A 22,174-nucleotide genomic window follows, 5' to 3' on the forward strand; every position below is an offset into this window, starting at 1 on the left:
TACAATTAGTTCCTCAGCAAGCCCTAAAATTAAACAGAAAGACTAAATTAGACCTTCCTTTTATCGTTTAATAATTTAAACAAATGACTATAAAGTAAAGCACAAAAAAACGTTGATTAAAATTAGTTCGACCAATAACAAATCTAAAAAGGTGTTGGTAATAAATACTGATGAATTATTAAAAAACAGATAGGTTTCTCGAAAATGTTTGCTTAAAAAAATTTACTAGTCAAATTATTATAATAACAAAAGAAGTTAATGGTATAATAGTTTGTTTTTATGCTTTAAATATTATGGCAAAAAAAAAAAACAGTACTAAAAAAATAGTACTGTTTGACTTAAAACTTTAATAATCGATTTACGAATTAGTTTTTAAGAATTTTTAAGTTGGCTACTTTATTATCTTCTATAACTTTAACAATATATAAACCAGAATTTAAGTTTCTCATATCAACAGAATTACCAGAAGTTCTTATAATATTTTTTCCAGTAATATCAAATACACTAATTTGCAACGATTTGTTGCTTTTAGTTTCAAGATACAAAAAGTCTTCTACAGCATTTGGGTAGGCTTTAAGTTCACCAAAAGCAAAATTTCCTGTACTCAGTACATTTTCATTGTAAAGCGCCAGAATTTCTGCCGCAGAAAGTTCTTCGTCAAAAATTCTAACGTCGTCTATTCCGCCACCGTCAAACCATTTTTGGTTATTAGCCCTCGTACCAATAATAACTTTGTCATCGGTTGTAGCCATTACATTTGATGCACCATTTGTGCCACCTCCATCATGAGTAACCTCAACACCATCGATGTACATTTTAATAGCTGATATTAATTCGGTTCCTCCACCTGTAGTATAGGCTACATGATGCCAGTTACCATCTTCTATTACTACAGGGTCGTAATCATAATTTAAACCAGCCCCACCTATTCCTAATTGCATTCTATCATTAGCTCCAGCAATTTGTAAAGTGTTTCTAGCAAAAGTAGCACCATTTGGAGTTCCACCAATTTGTACTATCACATGTGATCCATTGGTACTGTTGTTTCTATCATCGTACCTAAACCAAGCAGATACTGTTCGTGCATCGTTACCAGTAATACCTAAATTGGCGTTACTTATAATTTGAGCATCATAACTTCCACCTCCATTTTGAATTAATGGGAAATTAGCATCTACACCTTCTTCTCCTATTGCAGAAAAGTTTATGGCATAAGACCCTTCTATACTACCAGGTACTGAACCTATACCTGTTAAAAATGAAGTAATAGTACCAGTAGAATATGGCACTGAAACTCCCGTGCTTTGGTTTCCTTCAACGGCGAAGGTTAAACCAAGGCTTCCATCATTATCTAAATTGTTTTCAAACTTTAAATGTACTAACGGTGTTGGTGTTTGTGCTTGCACCGTTGCAAATGCTAAAAACAAGATTGCAACAAATGTTAATTTTTTAAGTAATTTTTTCATCATATGTTAATTTTGTAGATTAATGATTAAATATATGTAGCGGTAGCAGGCAATCCTTTTTTTTTCGACGGACAACACTTCTAAAGCCTTGTTGGTTAAAATATAATTTTATAGTTATTAAACAGTTACAATAAAAAGTTTGATTAATTTTTATAATTAGTCAAATTAAAATATCAGTTTTTTAGAAATCAAACTGCTAGTAGTTTTGTTGTGAAATATCTGTTTAACCTAGCTTTCAATATTTATTCCTTAAATTTTGAAATTACTTGGTCAAATTTTTGAAATGAAAAAAATCCTGTTATATGATTTAGATATAACAGGATATATTTTATAGTTTAATAAATTCTTAATTAATTATTTTTTTAGAATTTTTAAGTTAGCTACTTTATTGTCTTCTCTAACCTTAACAATGTACATACCAGAATTTAAAGCGCTCATATCTACAGATGTACCATAGCTTCTTATAATATTTTTTCCAGTAATATCAAATACACTAATTTGTAACGATTTATCACTTGTGGTTTCAAGATATAAAAAGTCTTCTACAGCATTTGGATATGCTTTAAGTTCATTTTCACCAAAAGCTACATCTCCTACAGAAAGTGCATTACCCCCATTAAAAGTGTTTAAAACTTGAGCCGGTGTTAGGGCAAAATCGTAAATCCTGAGGTCGTCTAGACTACCTCCGTCAAACCATTTGCTTCTAAATTGTAAGTCCATAGCTATAGAGATTGGAGAATCTACTGTAGACAAAGGGCCAGCACCTAATGTTGCGTTGGCTGGAGTGTTTGGCACAAGTACACCATCTAAATAAAAAGCGATGTCTTCTACCTTAGTACCTGGATAAGTAACCGCTACATGGTGCCAAGGTGAATTGGCAGGAGTAACTACGTCCATAATTTTAGATCTTCTGGTTATATTATCAGCACCTTCAAATAAAGCAGTAGATCTACCAGCTGTGTATATTGTTACAAGTCCTCCATTATTTGCATCGACTATAAAAAGGAACCTCCCTTGGTCGGGCACACTAAAACCAGGACCAAAATTAGCTATACAATAATTACCATTACTGGTTGTTAAGTCGTCATCAAATCTAACCCAAGCGGTTACACTACGTGCAGCATTTCCTGTAATACCAGAATTTGCGTTACTTTGAATACCAGCGTCGTCATTATTTTGAATTAATGGTACATTAGGATCAACTGGATCAGCTGAAGCATCAATATTACCAAAATCTAAAGTAGAATTACCTTCCTTACCAGGACTTAGATAAGCTAAATTAGCAGTTCCAACCTCTGTACCAGTAAGTGAAAATGTAAGACCACTTGAACCAGTAGCAGTTAAATCATTTTCAAATCGTAAATGTACAAAAGCATCAGGGTCTTGTGCTTGAGCAGTCGCAAATATTAAGAATAGGATTGCAACAAAAAATAATTTTTTAAGTAATTTTTTCATCATAAGTTTATTTTATTGATTAATATTTAAATTTATATAATAGTAGTGTGTACTCCTTTTTTTTTCGACGGACAACGCTTCTAAAGCCTTGTTAGTCAAAAAAACTGCATCTTTTCAATTATTTCGTAGGAGTTTATTATTTCAATACGTCTGTTTTTCAATACATTAACCTACACAACAAGCTTAATTATCTTAATTAAAAATACTTACTATTCGTACGTTATGTATGCAGAAACCAACCAATGATTCGCTTTTCCTTCTTCAGCCTTTGTTGCGGGAATAGTTATTTTGATACTGTGTTTTCCGGCTTCTAAATCACCTAAATCTACTGCGAATGGCTCTACTTTAGACCCAGGACACCAGTTAGACCTAGAAAGATCTGATGAAGCTAAGCGTTCTTCTATTTCTTTTACCGCACGTTTTCTTGTTTTTGGGTCTCTATAATACGCAGAATCTTTTCTTAACCAAACACCCGAAGTTGGGTTAAACCGTCTAAAAGAAGCACAATCATCACGCCATGGGATTGTATCTAATACTAATTTATTATCGAAGTAAACACTGTTTTTTATTTTGGTAAACTCATCGCCTCCTCTATGACCGCCATGACCTGTGGTGATATAATGCAATTTTACATTCTTCAGGTTTTTTGGTAATTGAAAATTATATTCTAATGGTCCATCAGCGAAGAAATAAGGTAATGCTTGTCCTTTACCATACTTTACGGTGTTCACTAACGACATTACTTTGCGCTGTTTTTTAGCTCTTCCAGAATAGCTCAAAGTTACATCAAATTTATAGCCTGTTTTTGTCCATGAGTCTATCCAAACGCCGATATAGAATGTACCGGTAACCACATCTTCTAAATGCGAAATATCCTGATTCCAAACCACTTCTTTTTCCCACTTCGGAATGTAAACAGGTTTTAAATACTTACGCTCATCGTTACTATAATGTCCAACACCAAAAGGTGTCATAAAACGTAACAATTCTATAACTGGTGTGTAATTACTGGTAGGTAAAACGCCGCCATGTTTCTCTGTGACATAAGATGCCTTTGGGAAATTTGCGTTTCCGTTTGCCACGTCTAGAATTGAAATATCATCAGGATTGGTAATTACAAAACAAGAACCAGATTTATCCCATTTATCACCATTAGATCTTAACTTCAATTTTAAGTGTACATCAGTACCGTTCTCAAAGGTGGGTACGGTTACTTTTTTAATTACCAGGCGCCCACCAAATAATCTTATAACCTCAGGGTCAATATTAGTGCTATCGGGCTTTCCATAATTTATAATTTGATTGGAAAAAACAGTTTGTTCTACACTATTTTGAGAAGACGTTATACCACAAACAACCAGTGATATAGCGATAATTATTTTTTTCATTTTAGATGGATATTAAGTACGGCATCGTTTACCAAATCGGAGTGATTTACAAAATAACCCTTGTGAGGTTTACCATTTAGTTCTATGTTATTGATAGTTCCGTTAGGATTTCCAGTTCTTTTTATTACAAGCTGTTTACCCTTGTAATATTTGGCATCTAAATCGATAGTAATTTTATCGAACATTGGCGCTGTTATCGTATAAAATGGTTCTCCCGGGGAAATAGGATAAATACCCATCATACTATAAATTAACCACGCCGACATCGTACCAGTATCATCATTTCCAGGTAATCCATCAGGTGTGTTTTTAAAATATTGCGCTACTAAACCTCTTACTAGATTTTGACTTCGTTTTTCTTCGCCCTTTACATAATTAAACAAGAATGGATACCCAATATCGGGTTCGTTTGCCATATCGAATTGGTTGGTATCGAAAACCTTTTGTAATTGTTTGGCAAACTCTTTTTTACCCCCCATAAGTTTCATTAATCCTTTGGTATCGTGCGATACCATGAATGCATATTGATACGCATTACCTTCTATAAAGCCAATATTTTTGGTAAAATTGGCACCTGCAAGCGGATTAAAAGGCGTGTACCAAGAACCGTCTGGGTTCTTAGGGCGTAACAATTTAAGTTTTGTATCGTATAAATTTCTATAGGTTAAAGATTGCTTTGAAAACCTTTTATAATCGTCCTTTTTACCTAATCGTTTTGCTAAAAGTGCGATAGCAAAATCGCTAATATTATACTCTTGGGTTGTTGATACCGAACCCGCATTTTTAGTCGTTAAAAACCCGTTAGAAATATATTCTTGTATACCTGGTCTTAATGGATTGTTTTCTAATTGAGTAGCACTTTTTCGCATTGCGGTATATGCCTTTTCTACATCGAAATCAGTAATCCCTTTTAAATACGTATCGGTGAGTATAATGCCTGCAGGGTCTCCAACCATAGTTGTAGTTTCGGTTGCATTTAATTCCCATTTCGGTAACCAGCCACTTTCATCGTAAATTTGAAGCATACTTTTAACCATGTTCGATTGTTGCTTAGGATACACTAACGACATAAGCTGATGCAGGTTACGATATGTATCCCAAAATGAAAATACTGTAAAACGAGTACCATTGGTTTTTAAAGTTTCCCGCGTTGCCATACTCGGGTATTCTCCATTATAATCGTTTAGGGTATTTGGGTGAATTAATGTGTGGTATAAGGCCGTATAAAAAATAGTTTTGTCGTCTTTACTGCCTCCTTCAACTTTTATTTTTGATAGTAACTTATTCCAATTAGATTTAGTTGATGCGTAGATTGCTTCAAATGATAATTGTTCTGTTTCTTTCTTTAAATTCTCTCGAGCATTCTCTATACTAATATAAGATATCCCTACCTTAACTTCCACCTGAGTTGGCTCCTTAAAGTGATATTTAAAATAGGCACCAATACTATCACCTATCACTTCTTTTTTAAAGCCTTCCATAGTTCTGGTTTTACCATTGTAAGGCATCCATTGGGCTTCATGTCCGTTATTTTTATATGGTGTTTTCCAAGTGCCGTAAGAATCGGCGGGTTTACTGAATTGCGCTACAAAGTACAGCGGATACGCCTCTTCTGGTTTATAGTAACAAAACGATCCAACAGTACGCTTACCTTCAATTTCTGTAGGTGATACTATTTTTAAAGATGCCCCCATTTCATTTGTTAAGCCTAAGCCTAAATTGAGTAAAATATTAGATTCTCCCTTCGGGAACGAATACCTTGAAACGCCAACTCTTGTAGATGCCGTAGTTTCAACTTTAACGTTATACTTATTTAATTCTGTGCTATAATATCCTGCTTTGGCAACTTCATTTTTATAAGTACTGCCATATTTTAGATGATTAGTTTCTACTGCACCCGTAGTAGGCATTAATAGCACAACACCTAAATCTGGACAACCTACTCCGCTTAAATTAACATGTGAAAAACCTGTTAAAAATGTATTTTCATGAACGTACGGATTAGACAACCATCTGCTATCTTTTTCCATAGTATTTTGAGAGCCGGAAACGTTAAACGGCGAGACACTTGCCATTCCACGAGGCGCAATAGCCCCAGGATTTGTAGCTCCAAAATTTGAAGTTCCAATAAAAGGATTTACATAATCTACAACCTCTTGTGCTTCTACTACAAATTGCCAAAATAACAGCACTATTAAAAAACACGTAATTCTCATTTTAATGTATTAAAATTTCATCTACAAAAATCCAACCCTCATTTCGTTCTCTTATATGATGAGATAAACTTAGTTTTACTTTTACAACTCTTGCTTTTATGGGCTCGAATTCTAAATTAAACTCTTTGAGTTCTGTTTCTTTATTGGGTTTAAAAGCCCGATTAAAAGATTTTACTTCTACAAATTCCTTTCCGTTTTTCGAAACAAAAACTTGTATCTTGGAGGGATAAAAGATAGCATTTTTTTGATTCTCCATACTTCCGATGGTTACGCGTTTAATGTCTTTCTCCTCTCCTAAATCAATAATAACTTCTGCATCTTCGTTTAACCAAGCCTGCCACCTTCCATCGCGGAAATTTTTAGTTCCACGTAAGGTATTTACAAGATTAAAATCTCCAGACCCTTGATATCTGTTATGGTATTTGGTGATATAATCTACTTTACTAGATACTGCTTTATGAAATGTTATGGTATCTTTAAACACCATTCCTGTTGGCTTATTCTCCTTAAACATAGCGGCCTTAACCACTGTGGTACGCTTTAATTTAATAGGCGTGACAAACTTTGCAGACTGTTCGTTTAATTCTGCATCACCAAAAGCATACCGAATATCTGAATCTAGAAATTCATTGTGCAACGTTAGTTCCACAGATTTATCTTCAGCATTCGCTTCTACTTTTGAAGTAATAATATAAGCACTTTTAGCATAGTTAATATCTAATAACTCGAAACGTTGCATCATAGTTTTTAAACGTCCAGAAAAATCGTTCCAATCTCTTAATTCTTTAGGGCTCCATAGCGTTTCGGATAATGCAGTTAACCTCGGAAAAATCATGTATTGCGAATGGTCTTCCGTTGGTATATGTTCTGCCCAAACATTGGCTTGCCCACCTAAAATATGTTTTGCTTCTTCCGTACTTAGTTCATCAACAATTGGTTCAAAATCGTACACTTTACTTACTGTGATTACCGAGCCACCTGCTTTGGGTTCATACTCTGGAGGTCCTTGGTAATAATCGAAATAGCAATATCCAACCGGAGACATTATAGCATCGTTTCCATATTTTGCAGCTTCAACACCTCCTTTAACACCGCGCCAACTCATAACAGTGGCTTCCGGAGCTAAACCACCTTCTAAAATTTCATCCCAGCCTATTAATTTTTTTCCTTTTGAATTTATAAACTTTTCTATTCGTTTTATAAAATAACTTTGAAGTTCTTCTACATTTTTTAACCCTTCTTGGGCGATACGTTTTTTACAATGTACGCACTTCTCCCAATTGGTTTTAGTAGCTTCATCCCCTCCAATATGTATGTATCTAGAGGGAAATATTTCCATAACCTCTAACAAGATATCTTCTAAAAACTGAAAGGTACTTTCTTTTCCAGCACAATATATATCGGTAATTGGCCATAAAGCACCTGAAGGCACCGCAATTGGTTGCTCATGACATGATAATTCTGGATACGCTGCAATAGCGCTTGAAACGTGCGCAGGCATTTCTATTTCTGGCACTACTTCAACACCCTTTAAAGCAGCATAAGCTACAATGTCTTTTAAATCTTCTTGAGTTAAATAACCACCGTAAGTACCTTTTTCTTTCGGGTTATTTTCTGTTCTTGAATTCCAAGGCAAATGTTCTTGATCTACGCGCCACGCACCAACTTCGGTAAGTTTTGGATATTTTTTTATTTCGATACGCCACCCTTGGTCGTCTACCAAATGCAAGTGTAAAATGTTTAATTTATGAAGAGACAACGCATCAATCGTTTCTTTTATATATGCTTTATTGAAAAAATGACGTGATAAATCCAACATTAATCCACGCCAAGGAAATCTAGGTCCATCAACAATATCAACATTTGGGATTTGCCAATCTATATCTTTTACAACTGTTGTGCTTTCTATTTCTACTGGTAATAATTGTCTTAAGCTTTGTACAGCGTATAAAAATCCTGAGCTATCGGATGCGGAAATTGTTATTCCGTTTTCGTTAACCTTTAATGCATAAGCTTCAGCATCTAAACCAACATCAGTTTTAAAAGCAACATAATTGTTTTTGGGAATTGTACTTACAATAGGCAAATTCCAACCCGAAGCATTTTTAAATTTATCAATGAGTAATTGAGCCGCTATTTTTTGTTGTTGGTTGGAAGCTACAAAAACGGTGTTTTCGTTAAACTGAAACACGCCTGAATTCAGTTGTAAACTCCCTACTTTTGGTATAATTTGTATATCTGATTCTTGATATGCAATACTAGCTTTCTCCTTGCAGGCATTTAGTAAAACAAAGGTAACGGCTAGAATAGAAAAACAACTAAAACATCTGATTTTCATAGCCTTGAATTTTATTTGTTTTTACTTAATTTAAATTCAGATTTCTCCATACGATTTCCGTTTTTCTCATCAAAAACAGCATAATCAAATCCGGGACGCAAACTAAAACCACCATAGTCGCCTTGTTTATTTACGGCTATAAAACCAACTTGTAAATACTCTAAATCTTTATGGTTTGCGTGTTTTTTATAAATACGCTCTACAATTGCTTTACATGCTTCTGTTGGCGATTTACCTTGACGCATTAACTCTACCACCATGGCACTTCCAGCGGTTCTTATCACAGCTTCTCCAAGACCTGTTGCGGCCGCTGCGCCTATATCGTTATCTAAAAATAATCCGGCCCCAATAATTGGAGAATCTCCCACACGACCGTGCATTTTCCAAGCAGCTCCACTTGTGGTACATCCGCCATATATATCACCTTGTTCATCAAGTACTAACATACTAATGGTATCGTGATTTTCAATATTAATTACTGGGGCGTATTTAGACTTTTCTAGCCAGTTTTTCCAAGCTTGTTTAGATTTTTCTGTGAGTAAATTTTCTTCTACAAATCCTTCGGAAAGCGCAAATTGTTTAGCGCCTTCGCCCACTAACATCACGTGGGGTGTTTTATCTAAAACTTTTTTAGCAACCGCTATTGGATGTTTTATACCTTCTAAAAAGGCAACAGAACCACAATCGCTATTATGATTCATAATACAAGCATCTAAGGTAACTTTACCTTCTCTATCTGGAAAGCCTCCGTACCCTACACTTCTAACATTTGGATCTGCTTCTGGTACACCAACTCCAGCTACAATAGCATCTAATGCCGGGGCACCTTTTTTAAGTTGACTCCAAGCTTCCTCGTTTGCCGCTAAACCATGTCTCCAAGTAGAAATAACAATAGGTTTTTTTACTGTTTTGGGCAATGTACCATTAACTTCATCTGCTTTCTTCGAAGTATCGGTACAACCAATAACAGTACTTAACCCAACAGTACCAAGTGCTGCTTTTTTAATAAAATCTCTTCTTTTGGACATTTTAATTCTTTATTCTTTTGAGCTTTTAATGACCTCAAATTGAGCTTCCGTCATGGTATAATCATCAAAAAACGCCACACCTTTAGCGCCGTTATCCTTAGCCTCTTGTATGGCTACTTTTAAATCTTCTGGCGTTAATTTTGGCGTATATAAACCCGTGTGTAATTCTACTGGTTTATCTTCTAAATCTTGAACACCTTGCTTTGTGGCATACCCAATCCAATCTAATTCTTCGTTATAAAAATTATAATAAATCATAGGCAATACCATATCAATGTTCCATTTATCCCAACGTTGGCGTACCATATGGTCGGCCATTTCCGGATAAGGAAATACAGCGGCGCTTAATTTTTTATCGTATTTATGTACCAAATCGTAAGCATCGTTTACTAAAGATCTTATTTCATTTAACCTAAAGTTTTTCCACTCCATATCTATGGCTGGATTCTTCATTTTTCTTGGATCTTTATGATGCATAGCCATAAATTTTTCCACACTAGCATCGGAATAATCGAAATCGTAATCTGGTAATTCTTCTTCCTGTTTTAAGTTGTATTTAGGCAATAATCCTATAGGTAAAAATACGTCTGGATAACGTATATAATCTAAATGCACACTGGCAACGCCTTCAACTTTTGCTAAGCCTTCCACCAAACTTAAAATATGCTTTTTAGCTTCTGGATGACTTGGTGATAACCATTGGTAATACCCAACATATGGTCTGTCTTCTTTTTTAAAGCACGATTTTCCGCTACGACTTACCATGTACCATTCCGGGTGTTTTAATGCCGTTGTATCTCCTGGTCTGTTGGTAGTAAACATCCACGCATGAACTTCTAGTCCTTCTTTTTTTGCAAGTGGCGTTAAGCGTTTAAGTAATATAGGATCTGCGCCAGTGTTTAATAAAACGGCATCGAACCCATAACTTTTTAATTTTTTAAAATGTGCAGTATATGCTGAATCTGATTTTTTATGCCCCACAGTCATCCAACTCCAATATTTAAATTTTGAAGTAGGTTGTTCTGTAGACACTTCCTCACTTTCCGTTACTTTCTTTTCTACACTGTTATTACAGGCTATAATTGATAATAAAATAATTCCGAAAAAAACTTTTACTAATTTCATATTTATTTATTTGTAATGAATTTACTGTCCTCTCTGATGATTAATTGATGTCCAGAAAAAGGACTTTTTACTGATACATTCCAACCCTGACTATGGTTCTCAAGAATTGGTTTAATAGTTTCATTTTCTATTGAAATAGGTTCTGCTAAGAGACTGTCTAAAGAAGTTGCCCAAAGTCCATTTTTGCCGAAATATTGCTTTTGAGCTCTGTACAATTCAAACAGTTTCCATTTAATTTTTTCATCGTTTGAAATTGTAAAACTATCCTTTTCACCTGCTTCTTTTGAAGAAAAAAATACATAACCCCATTTTTCGGGTTCATGCATATTTACTACACCAGTAGGCGACCACACCCAATTGTATTCATGATGAAGTTTTCCATTTGCATCTCGTTTTCTTTGATATTGCCCATCTACAATTTGGTAATCCCAATTTACTCTAGAGAAATTTACTCTCCAAAATTCGTCTTTGGGCACATTTTTATGAAAGTAGCCTTTTTTATAGGCTTTCCATGGAATGGCAATTTCTAACATCCAGCCTTTGTCGGTATCGTTCGGATTATTTATTGTACCATTTACCTTCACTGCCGATTTTAAACCCGTTATATTCCAATCGTTTAACACAACGTTTTCATCTCTATAGGGTTTGCTAATAAATAAATCCCAAGGTGTATTTAGTGCGTTTATTTCTAATTCGTAATAATTATGCGAATCGCCATCAGGATCGATAAAAATCTCAAAATCGTTATTATGAAAAATTATAGTATCACGTTTTACTAAATGTCCCCATACATGCGGTTCTTCCATTATTGCCAAAATGTAGAAATAGGTATTATCCCAAAGCATTTTTACGTGTGTACTATATTTTGGCTTCTTCACACCTTCTATATCAATAAAAGCATCGGTCCATTCTACCTCACTCCATACAACATCAGTATCCTCGCCATCAATTTCTATAGCTTCAGAAGTTTTGTACGCTACATACTTTTTTGGAATAATAGACGTATTTGATTGAGCACACGCCAACAGCGACATGCAGTATAACACCAATAAATATCTACAATTTATATTCATTATTTAAAGACTGTTACGCTTTGTAAATTCTATAACTTCACTTAGTTTACCAAAGGCTAAAGCTACAACAGTATCTGCCGCTCCATAATATACGGCTAACTTATCTTCTTCTTCATCATGTAATGCCGCACAAGGAAACACCACGTTTGGTACATCGCCAGCTTGTTCGTAATTTACAGCTGGCCCCAATAAATAAGGTTGTGTTCTGTACTTTACTTTATCGGGCTCATTTTCATCCAAAAGAGCGGCACCCATAGCGTATCTAAATCCGTTACAGGTATTAATAACACCGTGATAAAGCATTAGCCAACCTTCTTTGGTTAAAATAGGAATTGGTCCTGCACCTATTTTTGTACATTGCCACGCGCTATCTTCAAAGTTTGCAGCTTTCATGACACATCGGTGCTCTCCCCAATATTTCATATCTGGACTATAACTAACGTAAATATCACCAAATGGTGTATGGCCATTATCACTTGGTCTGCTTAACATGGCATACTTTCCATTTATTTTTTGTGGAAATAAAACGCCATTTCTATTAAAGGGTAAAAACGCATTTTCGCACTGAAAAAACGCTTTAAAATCGAACGTATAACCTATACCAATTGTTGGTCCGTGATAGCCGTTACACCAAGTAATCCAATAACGATCTTCAATAAACACAACTCGCGGATCGTATTTATAATCTGACTCTATCATCGATGTATTGCCTTCTTGAAACTCTATAGGTTCATGCGCTATGTCCCAATGAATACCATCTTTACTAAACCCTGCAAAAATATTCATCTGCACCGCTTTATTATCACATCTAAACACCCCAGCAAAACCATCTTCAAACGGTACTACTGCACTGTTGAAAATACTATTAGAGCTAGGAATTGCATAACGGTCTATTATAGGGTTTTCTGTATACCTCCACATTACATCATTACAATGTTCTGGTCGTTCTTGCCAAGGTATCGTTGTCTTCATCTTCAATCTATTAAATTTTTTTTAAGTTGTGTTAAATCTTAATCTTCGGATATGCTACGAACCTTATCCAACCAAGTAAACTTTAAAATTATGGTTGTAATAGAAAAAATAGCTAGTGTAATCCACATTTTAGGATAATCTCGTATCATGAAATAAATAGGTAACAAAATCATACTCGATTGCCAAATAATACCAATAGCACAATTTAACATATCTATGCCAAAGTTATTATTTTTAGTAATGTTTTTATCATCGGTTTTTAGTGCTTTAAGCACAGGGTTCCACCAACCCCAAGGTCTTACATTTTTGTAAAATGCTTTTAAGGTGTTCATAGAGGTTGCTGGCGTTAACCATGTTCCTAAGAAGGAACCCAATAACGATACAAAAAATATAGCTGGAAACATGTAAATCGCAGAAATATGTGATACATTATAGAACCATGAACCTACATCAAAATTATCTTTATTCTGATCGAGCACAAACTGAATTGTAGCAATGAAGAGACCCGACGTCATACCCCAAAAATAGCCCCAACCGTTAAAGCGCCACCAAATCCATTTTAAAAAGTTCGCAGCAACATAACCCCCATAGAGTGCACTTGTTATCCAAAGCGTTATCGCGTTTATAGAATCTGCAAAAAAGCCCATAATAACACCAAGTATTACCACAGCAAAAGAGGCGATATGACTTGCTTTTATATAGTGTTTAGGTGTTGCATTTGTTTTAAAGTATTTTTTATAAATATCGTTTACTATATAAGCTGGACCAGAATTTACAAATGCCGAAAATGTAGACATAAAGGCCGCCAATAAACCTGCAAGTAATAAGCCTTTTATTCCAACAGGCACATGGTTATTAATAACATTAGGTAAAATTATTTCTAAATCGCCAAGATTTAAGGTGGGAGACACTGCCAATTCTGGAGCAATAAACACCAAGGCCAAAACAACTATACCTCCAATAAGTAAATAGCGTGGAATGAATAAAATTAAATTTGTAAATCCACTCATGTAAGCTGCTTCTTTTACCGAGCGCGTAGATAAAATACGCTGCATATCGTAGCTTGGTGTAGGACCAGCAACACTAGCAAAAAAGCCTTTGAACAGACACATCCCTATAAATGCGCCAAACATTTTATACCCTTGTGTGTCTACCAAATTATTAAAGGCTTCAAACTTACCTGTCCAAGTACCTTCTAAAGTGTTTCCGAAGAAAATCGTGCTCCATTCAGTTGAAATAACATTTTGAATTTCTACATCAGACACTGTAACAAAGGCATAAACTGCTATTAAAATTCCTGCAATTACCATGATACCATATTGCAATACTTCGGTTGCCACCACTGAAAACATACCACCTTTTATGGTGTAAATTGTAGTAAGAAAAATAATGATTAGTGCATAACTTTGACTAGATGTGAGTAGTACACTCCCATTTATTAGTAAGCTTAAATCCCAAGGTAAAATTATGGTCATGAATTTACCAACGCCTTCAAAAAAGTAAGCGATAAAACCAACAGAAGCTACTATGGCAAAAATAGCAACAATTAAATGTGATGCTCTTCCGGATCTATCATCGCCAAAGCGTGTTAAAATCCACTCGGAACCCGTCATTATATTAGAACGCCGAATCCAAACGGCAAGGAAAACCATTATGAATACCTGGTTCCAAATAGGCCACATCCACATAAACATAAAACTCTTGGCTCCGTAGAGAAACAAAAGTCCGACCATCCACGCGGTTCCAGAAACATCAAACATACCGGAACCATTACTTAAGCCCAAATAGTACCATTTTATGCTTTTTCCACCTAAGAAATAAGAATTTAACCCTTTGGAGGCACGTTTAGAAACCCAAATACCAACCCCAAGTGTTAATATTACATACAGAACTATAATTAAAACATCAATAATGTCCATTAAAACTCGGTTTTTGTAGTCCCCCAATCTTTATTTGGAGATGCGCCCATTACAAAATGAAGTATACCGCCGTTTAAGATCGTTTCATGAGAAATTGAAGTATTATTAAAAGGCTCACCATTTAAAGTAGCAGATTGTATATAAATGTTTTTATCTGACACATGTTCTGCTTCAATAGTGAATGTTTTTCCGTTAGGTAAATTAAATGTTGAAGTATCAAAAATTGGGCTTCCAATTTCATACTCAGTTGAAGCAGGATTCATAGGATACAACCCTACAGAACTCAACACATACCACGCACTCATTTGTCCGCAATCTTCATTACCACTTAAACCATTTGGTGATGTGTTGTACTGAGAATCTAGTATTTGTCGAGACATAAACTGTGTGCGCCACGGTTTACCAACACCATTAAACATATATGCAATATGATGACTTGGTTCGTTTCCGTGAGCATACTGCCCAATTAATCCTGAAATATCAGCAGATACGTTTGTTCCTGTAATCTCAGAACTTTCTGTAAACAGTTGCTCTAATCTTTCTGTAAATATTTCGTTCCCACCATGTAACATGGCTAAGTCTTCCACAGCATGTGGCACAAACCAGCTGTGTTGCCACGCGTTACCCTCGGTATAATCGGTATGTTCTCTATGGTTGGAGTATTTGGGGTCGAATGGTTCGTGCCAAGAAACACCATCAATAGATTTTCCTCTCATAAAGCCTGTTCCTTTATCAAACAAATGTTCATAAGCTTTAGATCGATTTAAAAATAATTTATAGTCGTCTTCTTTTCCTAAAGCTTTAGCCATTTGTGCTACGCACCAGTCATCGTAGGCGTACTCTAGTGTAATCGTTACAGATTCATCTAATAAATTATAAGGAATGTAGCCATACTTTTTATAATGGTTTAATCCGCGTTCATCTTGCATCATAGTGGTTTTCATGGCTTCATAGGCTTTTTCAGCATCAAACCCTTTTATACCTTTTAAATAAGCCTCTACAATAACAGGAATAGAATGATACCCCGTCATGGTATTGGTTTCATTGGCATAAAGTGTCCAAACGGGTAATATGTTTTTAGTTTCGTAATACGACAACATAGAATTTATAATATCTGAAACCACATTCGGCGACGTTAACGTTAACAAAGGGTGTTCTGCCCTAAAGGTATCCCATAAGGACAGTGTGGAATACGCCGTAAAATCTTTGGCAGTTGCAATCTCATCATTCTCTTTTCGGTATTCACCATTTTTATCACTAAATGTAACAGGTGCAACGTGCGCATGGTACATCGCCGTGTAGAATATTGTTTTAAGCGAATCGGTATCAGTATCTACAGTAATTTTAGATAACACCTCATTCCAAGTGTTTTCGGCTTTTGCCTTTACGCTTTCAAACTCAAAACCAGATGCTTCTAAATTAGCTTTAGCATTTTCAATACCAACCGAAGACAGCGCTACTTTTACCTGTAACTCATTATTTTCAATATCATTAAAAAACAATTGTGCCGCAGTTTTTACACCTTTAATATCTTTGGTATCAACACTTTTATTATCTGCAGCTAAATGATAGCCAATTATGGGTTTTGAGAACTTTGCTACAAAAAACACTTTTTGGTTTTTTGCCCACCCTGTACTAAATCTATGTCCAGAAATGGTAAAGTCGTCCTCTACTTTTAACCCAGAACTTGTGGCTTTATCCCAATTTATGGCGAACCCTAAATCTATAACTACAGATTGTTCGTCGTTAGCTTTAAATGTATACTTATGGTAAGCTGTTCGTTTAGATGTTGTTAATTCTACATTTATATTATGGTCTTCTAAATACACCTGATAATATCCTGGAGAAGCATTTTCATTTTTATGATTATATAATGATTTATAATCTAACGAATCTCTAGATTTCGGCATCTTTACAATATTTACCTCTTTGTTTACTGGCATAAATATTATATCGGCCAAATCGCCAATACCAGTACCACTTAATGCTAAGTGACTAAAACCAACAGCAATAGAATCTGAATAATGATAGCCAGAACACCAGTCCCAACCGCTAATACCATTTACAGGCGTAACTTGCAACATTCCAAAAGGTACCGTTGCACCTGGGTAAGTATGCCCATGGCCACCAGTTCCTATAAAAGGATTTACATATTTTGTTAAAATTTGTGTGTTGTTGTGGTTTTTACTAATATTTTTGCTGCAACTAACTGCAAAAAGAATGAGTGTAAAAAGTAGTATTACTTGTTTCATTTAGGTTTTAGCATATTGATTTTATAAAATTTCATAATTTTAGTTATTAATGAAAGTAATTTAGACGGATAACATAAGAACTCGGCTAAACATCAAAAAAATAAACGACAAAGCTTTTTTATTTAGAATGAAATTTAACTCAAACCAAAACTACAGAATATCAATATTTCATCATGTTATATTTTGGTCGGTATATTTCCTATTCAATGTATTTAAATGGGGAAGTTATTTTGATGATTACGTATATTCTATTAAAACAAACTTATTTGGTTTCCCAATCCACATGATCTTATGTTATTTCAACATATATTACTTAATGCCAAAATTTGTTTTTAAAAAAAGATACTTACCCTATATTATTATGATACTATCTGCCATATTTATTATGGTAATAGTAAAATTTAACCTCACCTATTATTTAGTTAGTAATAATGTATGGCCCGAAGGCCCCGTACCTACAAACACGCTTACCCTTAACTATGTTATTGATATGATGATTGGCGAACTTTACGTTATTACCTTTGTTACCGCCATTAAAATAACTTTAGACTTTTTAAAGGAACACAAACGGGTTGCCGATTTGGAAAAAGCACAACTAGAAACAGAACTTTTGTTTTTAAAAACACAAATATCACCACATTTCTTTTTCAATACTCTTAACAACATATACTCTTTAGCTGTAGAAAATTCTAATAAAACACCTAAAATTATTCTAAAACTATCAGAATTAATGCGCTACCTCTTGTACGATACTGCTAGCAAAAGACAAAGCTTGGAAAACGAAATACTCTGCATACAAAATTATATAGACTTAGAACGTATTCGCCATAACGATCAACTAGAAATAAACATGTCTATATCTGGCGATATACAAGACAAAGAAATAGCACCCATATTACTTTTATCGTTTATTGAAAACGCTTTTAAACATGGCGCCCATAAAAACATTGGAAACGTTAAAATTGATATAAGCTTAACCATTAGAAAAGATTTTCTTTACTTTAGGATAGCCAATCCTATGCCCTCGAAAACTGAACATGAAGAACGTTTTAGTCACTCTAGCGGTATAGGCTTAGAAAATGTAAAAAAACGACTAGCATTAGGGTACCATAAAAATGACTACAAGCTTATTATAAAAAATGTAAAAAATAAGTTTGTTGTAAAACTCAAAATAAAAGTAACTTAATGTTATTTTTCAGCATTTTTAAAAATAAATCAACAGAACAAAAAAGTTAATAGCAATGAAAATAAAATGTTTAATAGTAGATGATGAGCCCTTGGCAATTAATGTTATTAAAAAATACCTAGAACAAATAGAGGAATTTGAGGTAATTAATACATTTACCAATGCTATAGATAGCTTAAACTTTTTAAAAACAAATGCTGTTGACGTTATTTTTTTAGATATAAACATGCCTGTTCTAGATGGCATTAATTTTATAAAAAGTTTAGAAAATCCACCCATGGTAATCATTACAACTGCCTATAAAGAATTTGCAGTTGAAACTTATGAATTAGATGTATTGGATTATTTAATAAAGCCTATTGAGTTTCCTAGGTTTATGAAGGCCCTAAACAAAGTTAACAGAAGGCTCGAAAACAATAAAGCTATTTACGATACAACTAAGGAACGCCCCTATCTTTTTGTTAAAGTTGATAAAAAGAAAATGAAAAAAATATTTTTGGACGAAATATTAACCGTTGAGTCCTTAAAAGATTACTTAAAAATTAATACTACTACAGGAAAGTATATTATACATAGTACCTTATCTGATTTTACCGATTTACTACCATCCAGAGACTTTATAAGAATACATAGATCTTATACAATTGCTATTGACAAAATTGATGCCGTAGAAGGTAATAGTGTTGAAATAGAAGGTCTTAGATATGTTATAGGACGATCTTACATTGAAGCAGTAAAACAGAAAATATTAAATTCTTCTATATAGAATACATCTTGCCTTTACTTTAAATGTTTTTTATCCTGTGTTATTTTTATGAGTGTTTTTTCACCCTTTTATATGCTGGCGTTTTAACCAAAGTAACCCCTTAAAAACCAAATAGTTTAGCTTAACAACAATGCCTCATCGTTTGTACTTAGTTGTCTGTCTATACATTTACAGCATTTAGGGAAAAAATTAGATAGATACTTCTATTCTTTCTACATTAACTGTTTTAATCCTAAACAACATTTAATGATGAAAAAATTACTTAAAAATTTAATGTTCATAATTTTGTTGGTTACTTCGTTTGTCACCTTCGGTCAGGCTAGTTTTCATTTTATAAATACACCTGCAGAATTTCATCCAGACGGTACTTTAGCTACTTCTTCACCCATTATTTTTGAGTTTCGTAATGTGCCTAATGATGCCAACAACCTTATTAGTCTACGTTTTTATTTATATCCGAATGAAGATCCGCTTAGAGCATTTGATGATAATGGCGACCCCATTAATGATAATGTAAACTGGACAGGAGGCAATGATAAGATGAATATGTTGATGGGACTTTTAAATGATGCTGATGTAAATAATGGATTTTACAGAACAGAAACGGTAAATAATGGCGATGGTACCTTTACAAAAACCTATACCGTTTTTAATGTTTCCAATAATGGATCTGGCGATACTTATAAAAACGGAGGTATTGAAGATGGCGCCCATTATGCCCCTATAATAAGAGTTGTACATGCTAACGGACAACCACGATACAATAATTCAGGAGTGCTGGGAATGGGTAATGGAAATAACCCACTTATAGTAGATCAAGCAACTTTAGATCAAAGTCCAGATATTATTGCTACCCACTTTGCATTTTCATATTATCCCCCAGAAGAAAACCAAACTACGGGCAATGGAGAATTTCCGCATATTACAGCAAACTCCTCCATTGATTTACTGGGAAGTGGAGATGGCTCTGGTAAACAAAACCAAATCATAACATTTGACCCGATAGGAAAGAAAAGTACCACTTCGTCGCCTTTTAATGTTACAGCCTCTTCTACTTCGGGTTTAACAAATATAACCTACAGTGTAGAATCTGGACCTGCAACAATAAGCGGTAATACCGTAACTTTAAATGGCTCAGTTGGAACCGTTACCTTAAAAGCGGAGCAGGATGGCAATGACGATTTTAATCCTGCTGAAACCTTTCAACAATTTGAAGTGATAGACCTTAGTACCTTCTCACCTTCCATTTCAACTCGACTAACAGAGGATTACCCTATAGAAATGCCATCATTTTATGCTTATCCTATTTATATAACATCTGCAATAGAAGAAGCCGAATTAATAGCTATAAATAATATAGAAGTTACGGTTGATGGTACCCCAATTACAGTTACAGATGAAAACAATTTACATTATGCACTGTGGACACCCAATGCTTATGGATTTCATACTATAAACATTACTGCCTATGGCTCTAACGGCATTAATACAACAATAACTAAAATTATTGAGGTAACTAATTCCATAAGTACCCAAAACGTTACAACCCTAGATGACGTTGTTATAGAGTTTAACAAAGAAAATAGCCGTAATTTCTATGGAACATATACAATGCCGCAGCATGTTGGTAGTTACAACCAAATTATTGCAAATTTATTGGTAGAATGTCCATCGGAAACAGGAGACTGTGATGATTGGGACCGTAGAGCATTTATTGACGTTAAGGGGCCAGATGGTAATTGGATTCAAATTATTCGATATATTACGCCCTATGGCGTAGGTTGTAATCATGCAATTGATTTAACCGATTATGCTAGCCTACTTCAAGGTGAAGTTGAATTTAGAATGTTTATTGACACTTGGGGAACAGGTGGTTGGCAAATATCTCTGGATTTTGATTTTCAACAGGGGTCACCCCAATATTTATATTCTAATGTTGATGAATTGTGGGATGGTTTCTGGGATCTTGGAGATCCAAATAATCTACAGCCTATTCCTGTTGTTAATTATAGTTACAACAGTAACGTAGAGAGTTCTCATTTGCGTCTATCAAATACTGGTCATGGCTGGGGAAGTAATAATTCTCAAAATGCTGCTGAGTTTTATGAGGCTACCAACTATATAGATGTTGATGGCATACAAAATTACACACAACATTTATGGAACACGTGTAACCCAAATCCAGATAATTGTAGCCCTCAAAATGGCACTTGGAGATTTAATAGAGCGGGCTGGTGTCCTGGTACAATTGCGCCTCCTGACATTATAGATATGACGCCTCAAATTTCTAAAGGCACTGTAGATTTTAGGTATAGACTAGACCCTTCATATGTTGATGAATGTCATCCAAACAACCCTAATTGTATTACTGGTGTAACTTGTAGTGATTGTAATGATGGATTTAACCCTAGATACCATATTGATGGACAACTCATTAATTTTAGTAATACACCTTTAGTTCAAGGAACTTTAGATGTTACAACAATTAATAACACTGCTAACTACAAGTTGCACGCGTATCCAAATCCATCAAATGGTATTTTTCAAATATCGAGCTCAAGTCCATCTAATATTGGTAAATCTGTAATGTATGTAGTAACTGTTTCAGGTGAAATTATAAAATCTTATTATTTCAATTCTGCTGAAGAACTAAACAATACCACATTCAATTTGTCATCATTAGCTAAAGGGCTTTATTTTGTTACTATAGAAAACAATGCTGGCCAAGGTAATTTAAAACTAATTATTGAATAATAGTTCCTTTTAAGTACTATTAAGAAAGCAAAAACTTTAGCATAAATTTAGGTTTTGGCTTAATAAAAATACTATGAACTGTTAAATACTAAATTATTAGAAACCTTAAAATAAACTTCATATAACAAATAATGAGCATTCAACATAAATACAGTATCATAATATTCATTACTCAATTAAGTTTCACAAATAATTAAGGTTTATTTAACATAATGTCTCATTTTTTGTCGAAGCGC

General features: G+C 34.4%; 14 protein-coding genes. 3 read left to right on the forward strand and 11 right to left on the reverse strand.

Going from position 1 to position 22,174, the window contains the following annotated elements; genetic code table 11:
• Nucleotides 1–365: 365 nt before the first annotated feature.
• The 11 genes from CLV33_RS03950 to CLV33_RS04000 form a co-directional block, all read right to left on the reverse strand.
• A complete protein-coding gene (locus CLV33_RS03950) occupies nucleotides 366–1,469 on the reverse strand; it encodes a LamG-like jellyroll fold domain-containing protein (RefSeq protein WP_105472806.1) in 1,104 nt (367 codons plus the stop codon).
• A 351-nt stretch (nucleotides 1,470–1,820) separates the two neighbouring features.
• The gene (locus CLV33_RS03955) at nucleotides 1,821–2,924 is read right to left on the reverse strand and encodes a LamG-like jellyroll fold domain-containing protein (protein WP_105472807.1); all 1,104 of its coding nucleotides are present in this window, start codon (nucleotides 2,922–2,924) and stop codon (nucleotides 1,821–1,823) included.
• 206 nt (nucleotides 2,925–3,130) lie between these two features.
• Nucleotides 3,131–4,309, reverse strand: a complete 1,179-nt coding sequence (locus CLV33_RS03960; protein WP_105472808.1) for a PNGase F N-terminal domain-containing protein — start codon at nucleotides 4,307–4,309, stop codon at nucleotides 3,131–3,133.
• Nucleotides 4,306–6,525: a GH92 family glycosyl hydrolase gene (locus CLV33_RS03965; protein ID WP_105472809.1), complete on the reverse strand. Its 2,220-nt coding sequence runs from the start codon at nucleotides 6,523–6,525 to the stop codon at nucleotides 4,306–4,308. The genes CLV33_RS03960 and CLV33_RS03965 overlap by 4 nt, the downstream gene beginning before the upstream one ends.
• 1 nt (nucleotide 6,526) lies before the next feature.
• Nucleotides 6,527–8,863 (reverse strand): glycoside hydrolase family 20 protein, encoded by a 2,337-nt coding sequence (locus CLV33_RS03970; protein ID WP_105472810.1) that lies wholly within the window; start codon nucleotides 8,861–8,863, stop codon nucleotides 6,527–6,529.
• An 11-nt stretch (nucleotides 8,864–8,874) separates the two neighbouring features.
• Nucleotides 8,875–9,891 (reverse strand): N(4)-(beta-N-acetylglucosaminyl)-L-asparaginase, encoded by a 1,017-nt coding sequence (locus CLV33_RS03975; RefSeq protein ID WP_105472811.1) that lies wholly within the window; start codon nucleotides 9,889–9,891, stop codon nucleotides 8,875–8,877.
• A gap of 9 nt (nucleotides 9,892–9,900) precedes the next feature.
• Nucleotides 9,901–11,016 (reverse strand): family 10 glycosylhydrolase, encoded by a 1,116-nt coding sequence (locus CLV33_RS03980; protein ID WP_105472812.1) that lies wholly within the window; start codon nucleotides 11,014–11,016, stop codon nucleotides 9,901–9,903.
• A 2-nt stretch (nucleotides 11,017–11,018) separates the two neighbouring features.
• Nucleotides 11,019–12,089: a carbohydrate-binding family 9-like protein gene (locus tag CLV33_RS03985; RefSeq protein WP_105472813.1), complete on the reverse strand. Its 1,071-nt coding sequence runs from the start codon at nucleotides 12,087–12,089 to the stop codon at nucleotides 11,019–11,021.
• Nucleotides 12,090–12,092: 3 nt separating this feature from the next.
• Nucleotides 12,093–13,061 (reverse strand): glycoside hydrolase family 130 protein, encoded by a 969-nt coding sequence (locus CLV33_RS03990; protein ID WP_105472814.1) that lies wholly within the window; start codon nucleotides 13,059–13,061, stop codon nucleotides 12,093–12,095.
• A gap of 38 nt (nucleotides 13,062–13,099) precedes the next feature.
• The gene (locus tag CLV33_RS03995; RefSeq protein ID WP_105473123.1) at nucleotides 13,100–14,980 is read right to left on the reverse strand and encodes a sodium:solute symporter family protein; all 1,881 of its coding nucleotides are present in this window, start codon (nucleotides 14,978–14,980) and stop codon (nucleotides 13,100–13,102) included.
• Complete coding sequence (locus tag CLV33_RS04000; RefSeq protein WP_105472815.1) at nucleotides 14,980–17,232, reverse strand: GH92 family glycosyl hydrolase; 2,253 nt, start codon at nucleotides 17,230–17,232, stop codon at nucleotides 14,980–14,982. The genes CLV33_RS03995 and CLV33_RS04000 overlap by 1 nt, the downstream gene beginning before the upstream one ends.
• Before the next feature lie 361 nt (nucleotides 17,233–17,593).
• Between CLV33_RS04000 and CLV33_RS04005 the strand changes: the two genes are divergently transcribed.
• From CLV33_RS04005 to CLV33_RS04015, 3 genes are all read left to right on the forward strand, one after another.
• Nucleotides 17,594–18,418 (forward strand): sensor histidine kinase, encoded by an 825-nt coding sequence (locus CLV33_RS04005; RefSeq protein WP_317045149.1) that lies wholly within the window; start codon nucleotides 17,594–17,596, stop codon nucleotides 18,416–18,418.
• Nucleotides 18,419–18,473: 55 nt separating this feature from the next.
• Nucleotides 18,474–19,184: a LytR/AlgR family response regulator transcription factor gene (locus CLV33_RS04010; protein WP_105472817.1), complete on the forward strand. Its 711-nt coding sequence runs from the start codon at nucleotides 18,474–18,476 to the stop codon at nucleotides 19,182–19,184.
• A gap of 246 nt (nucleotides 19,185–19,430) precedes the next feature.
• On the forward strand, nucleotides 19,431–21,938 hold the full coding sequence (locus tag CLV33_RS04015; RefSeq protein WP_105472818.1) for a T9SS type A sorting domain-containing protein: 2,508 nt from the start codon (nucleotides 19,431–19,433) through the stop codon (nucleotides 21,936–21,938).
• Nucleotides 21,939–22,174 lie beyond the last annotated feature (236 nt).

This window comes from Jejuia pallidilutea, from assembly GCF_002973595.1.
Lineage (GTDB): Bacteria > Bacteroidota > Bacteroidia > Flavobacteriales > Flavobacteriaceae > Jejuia > Jejuia pallidilutea.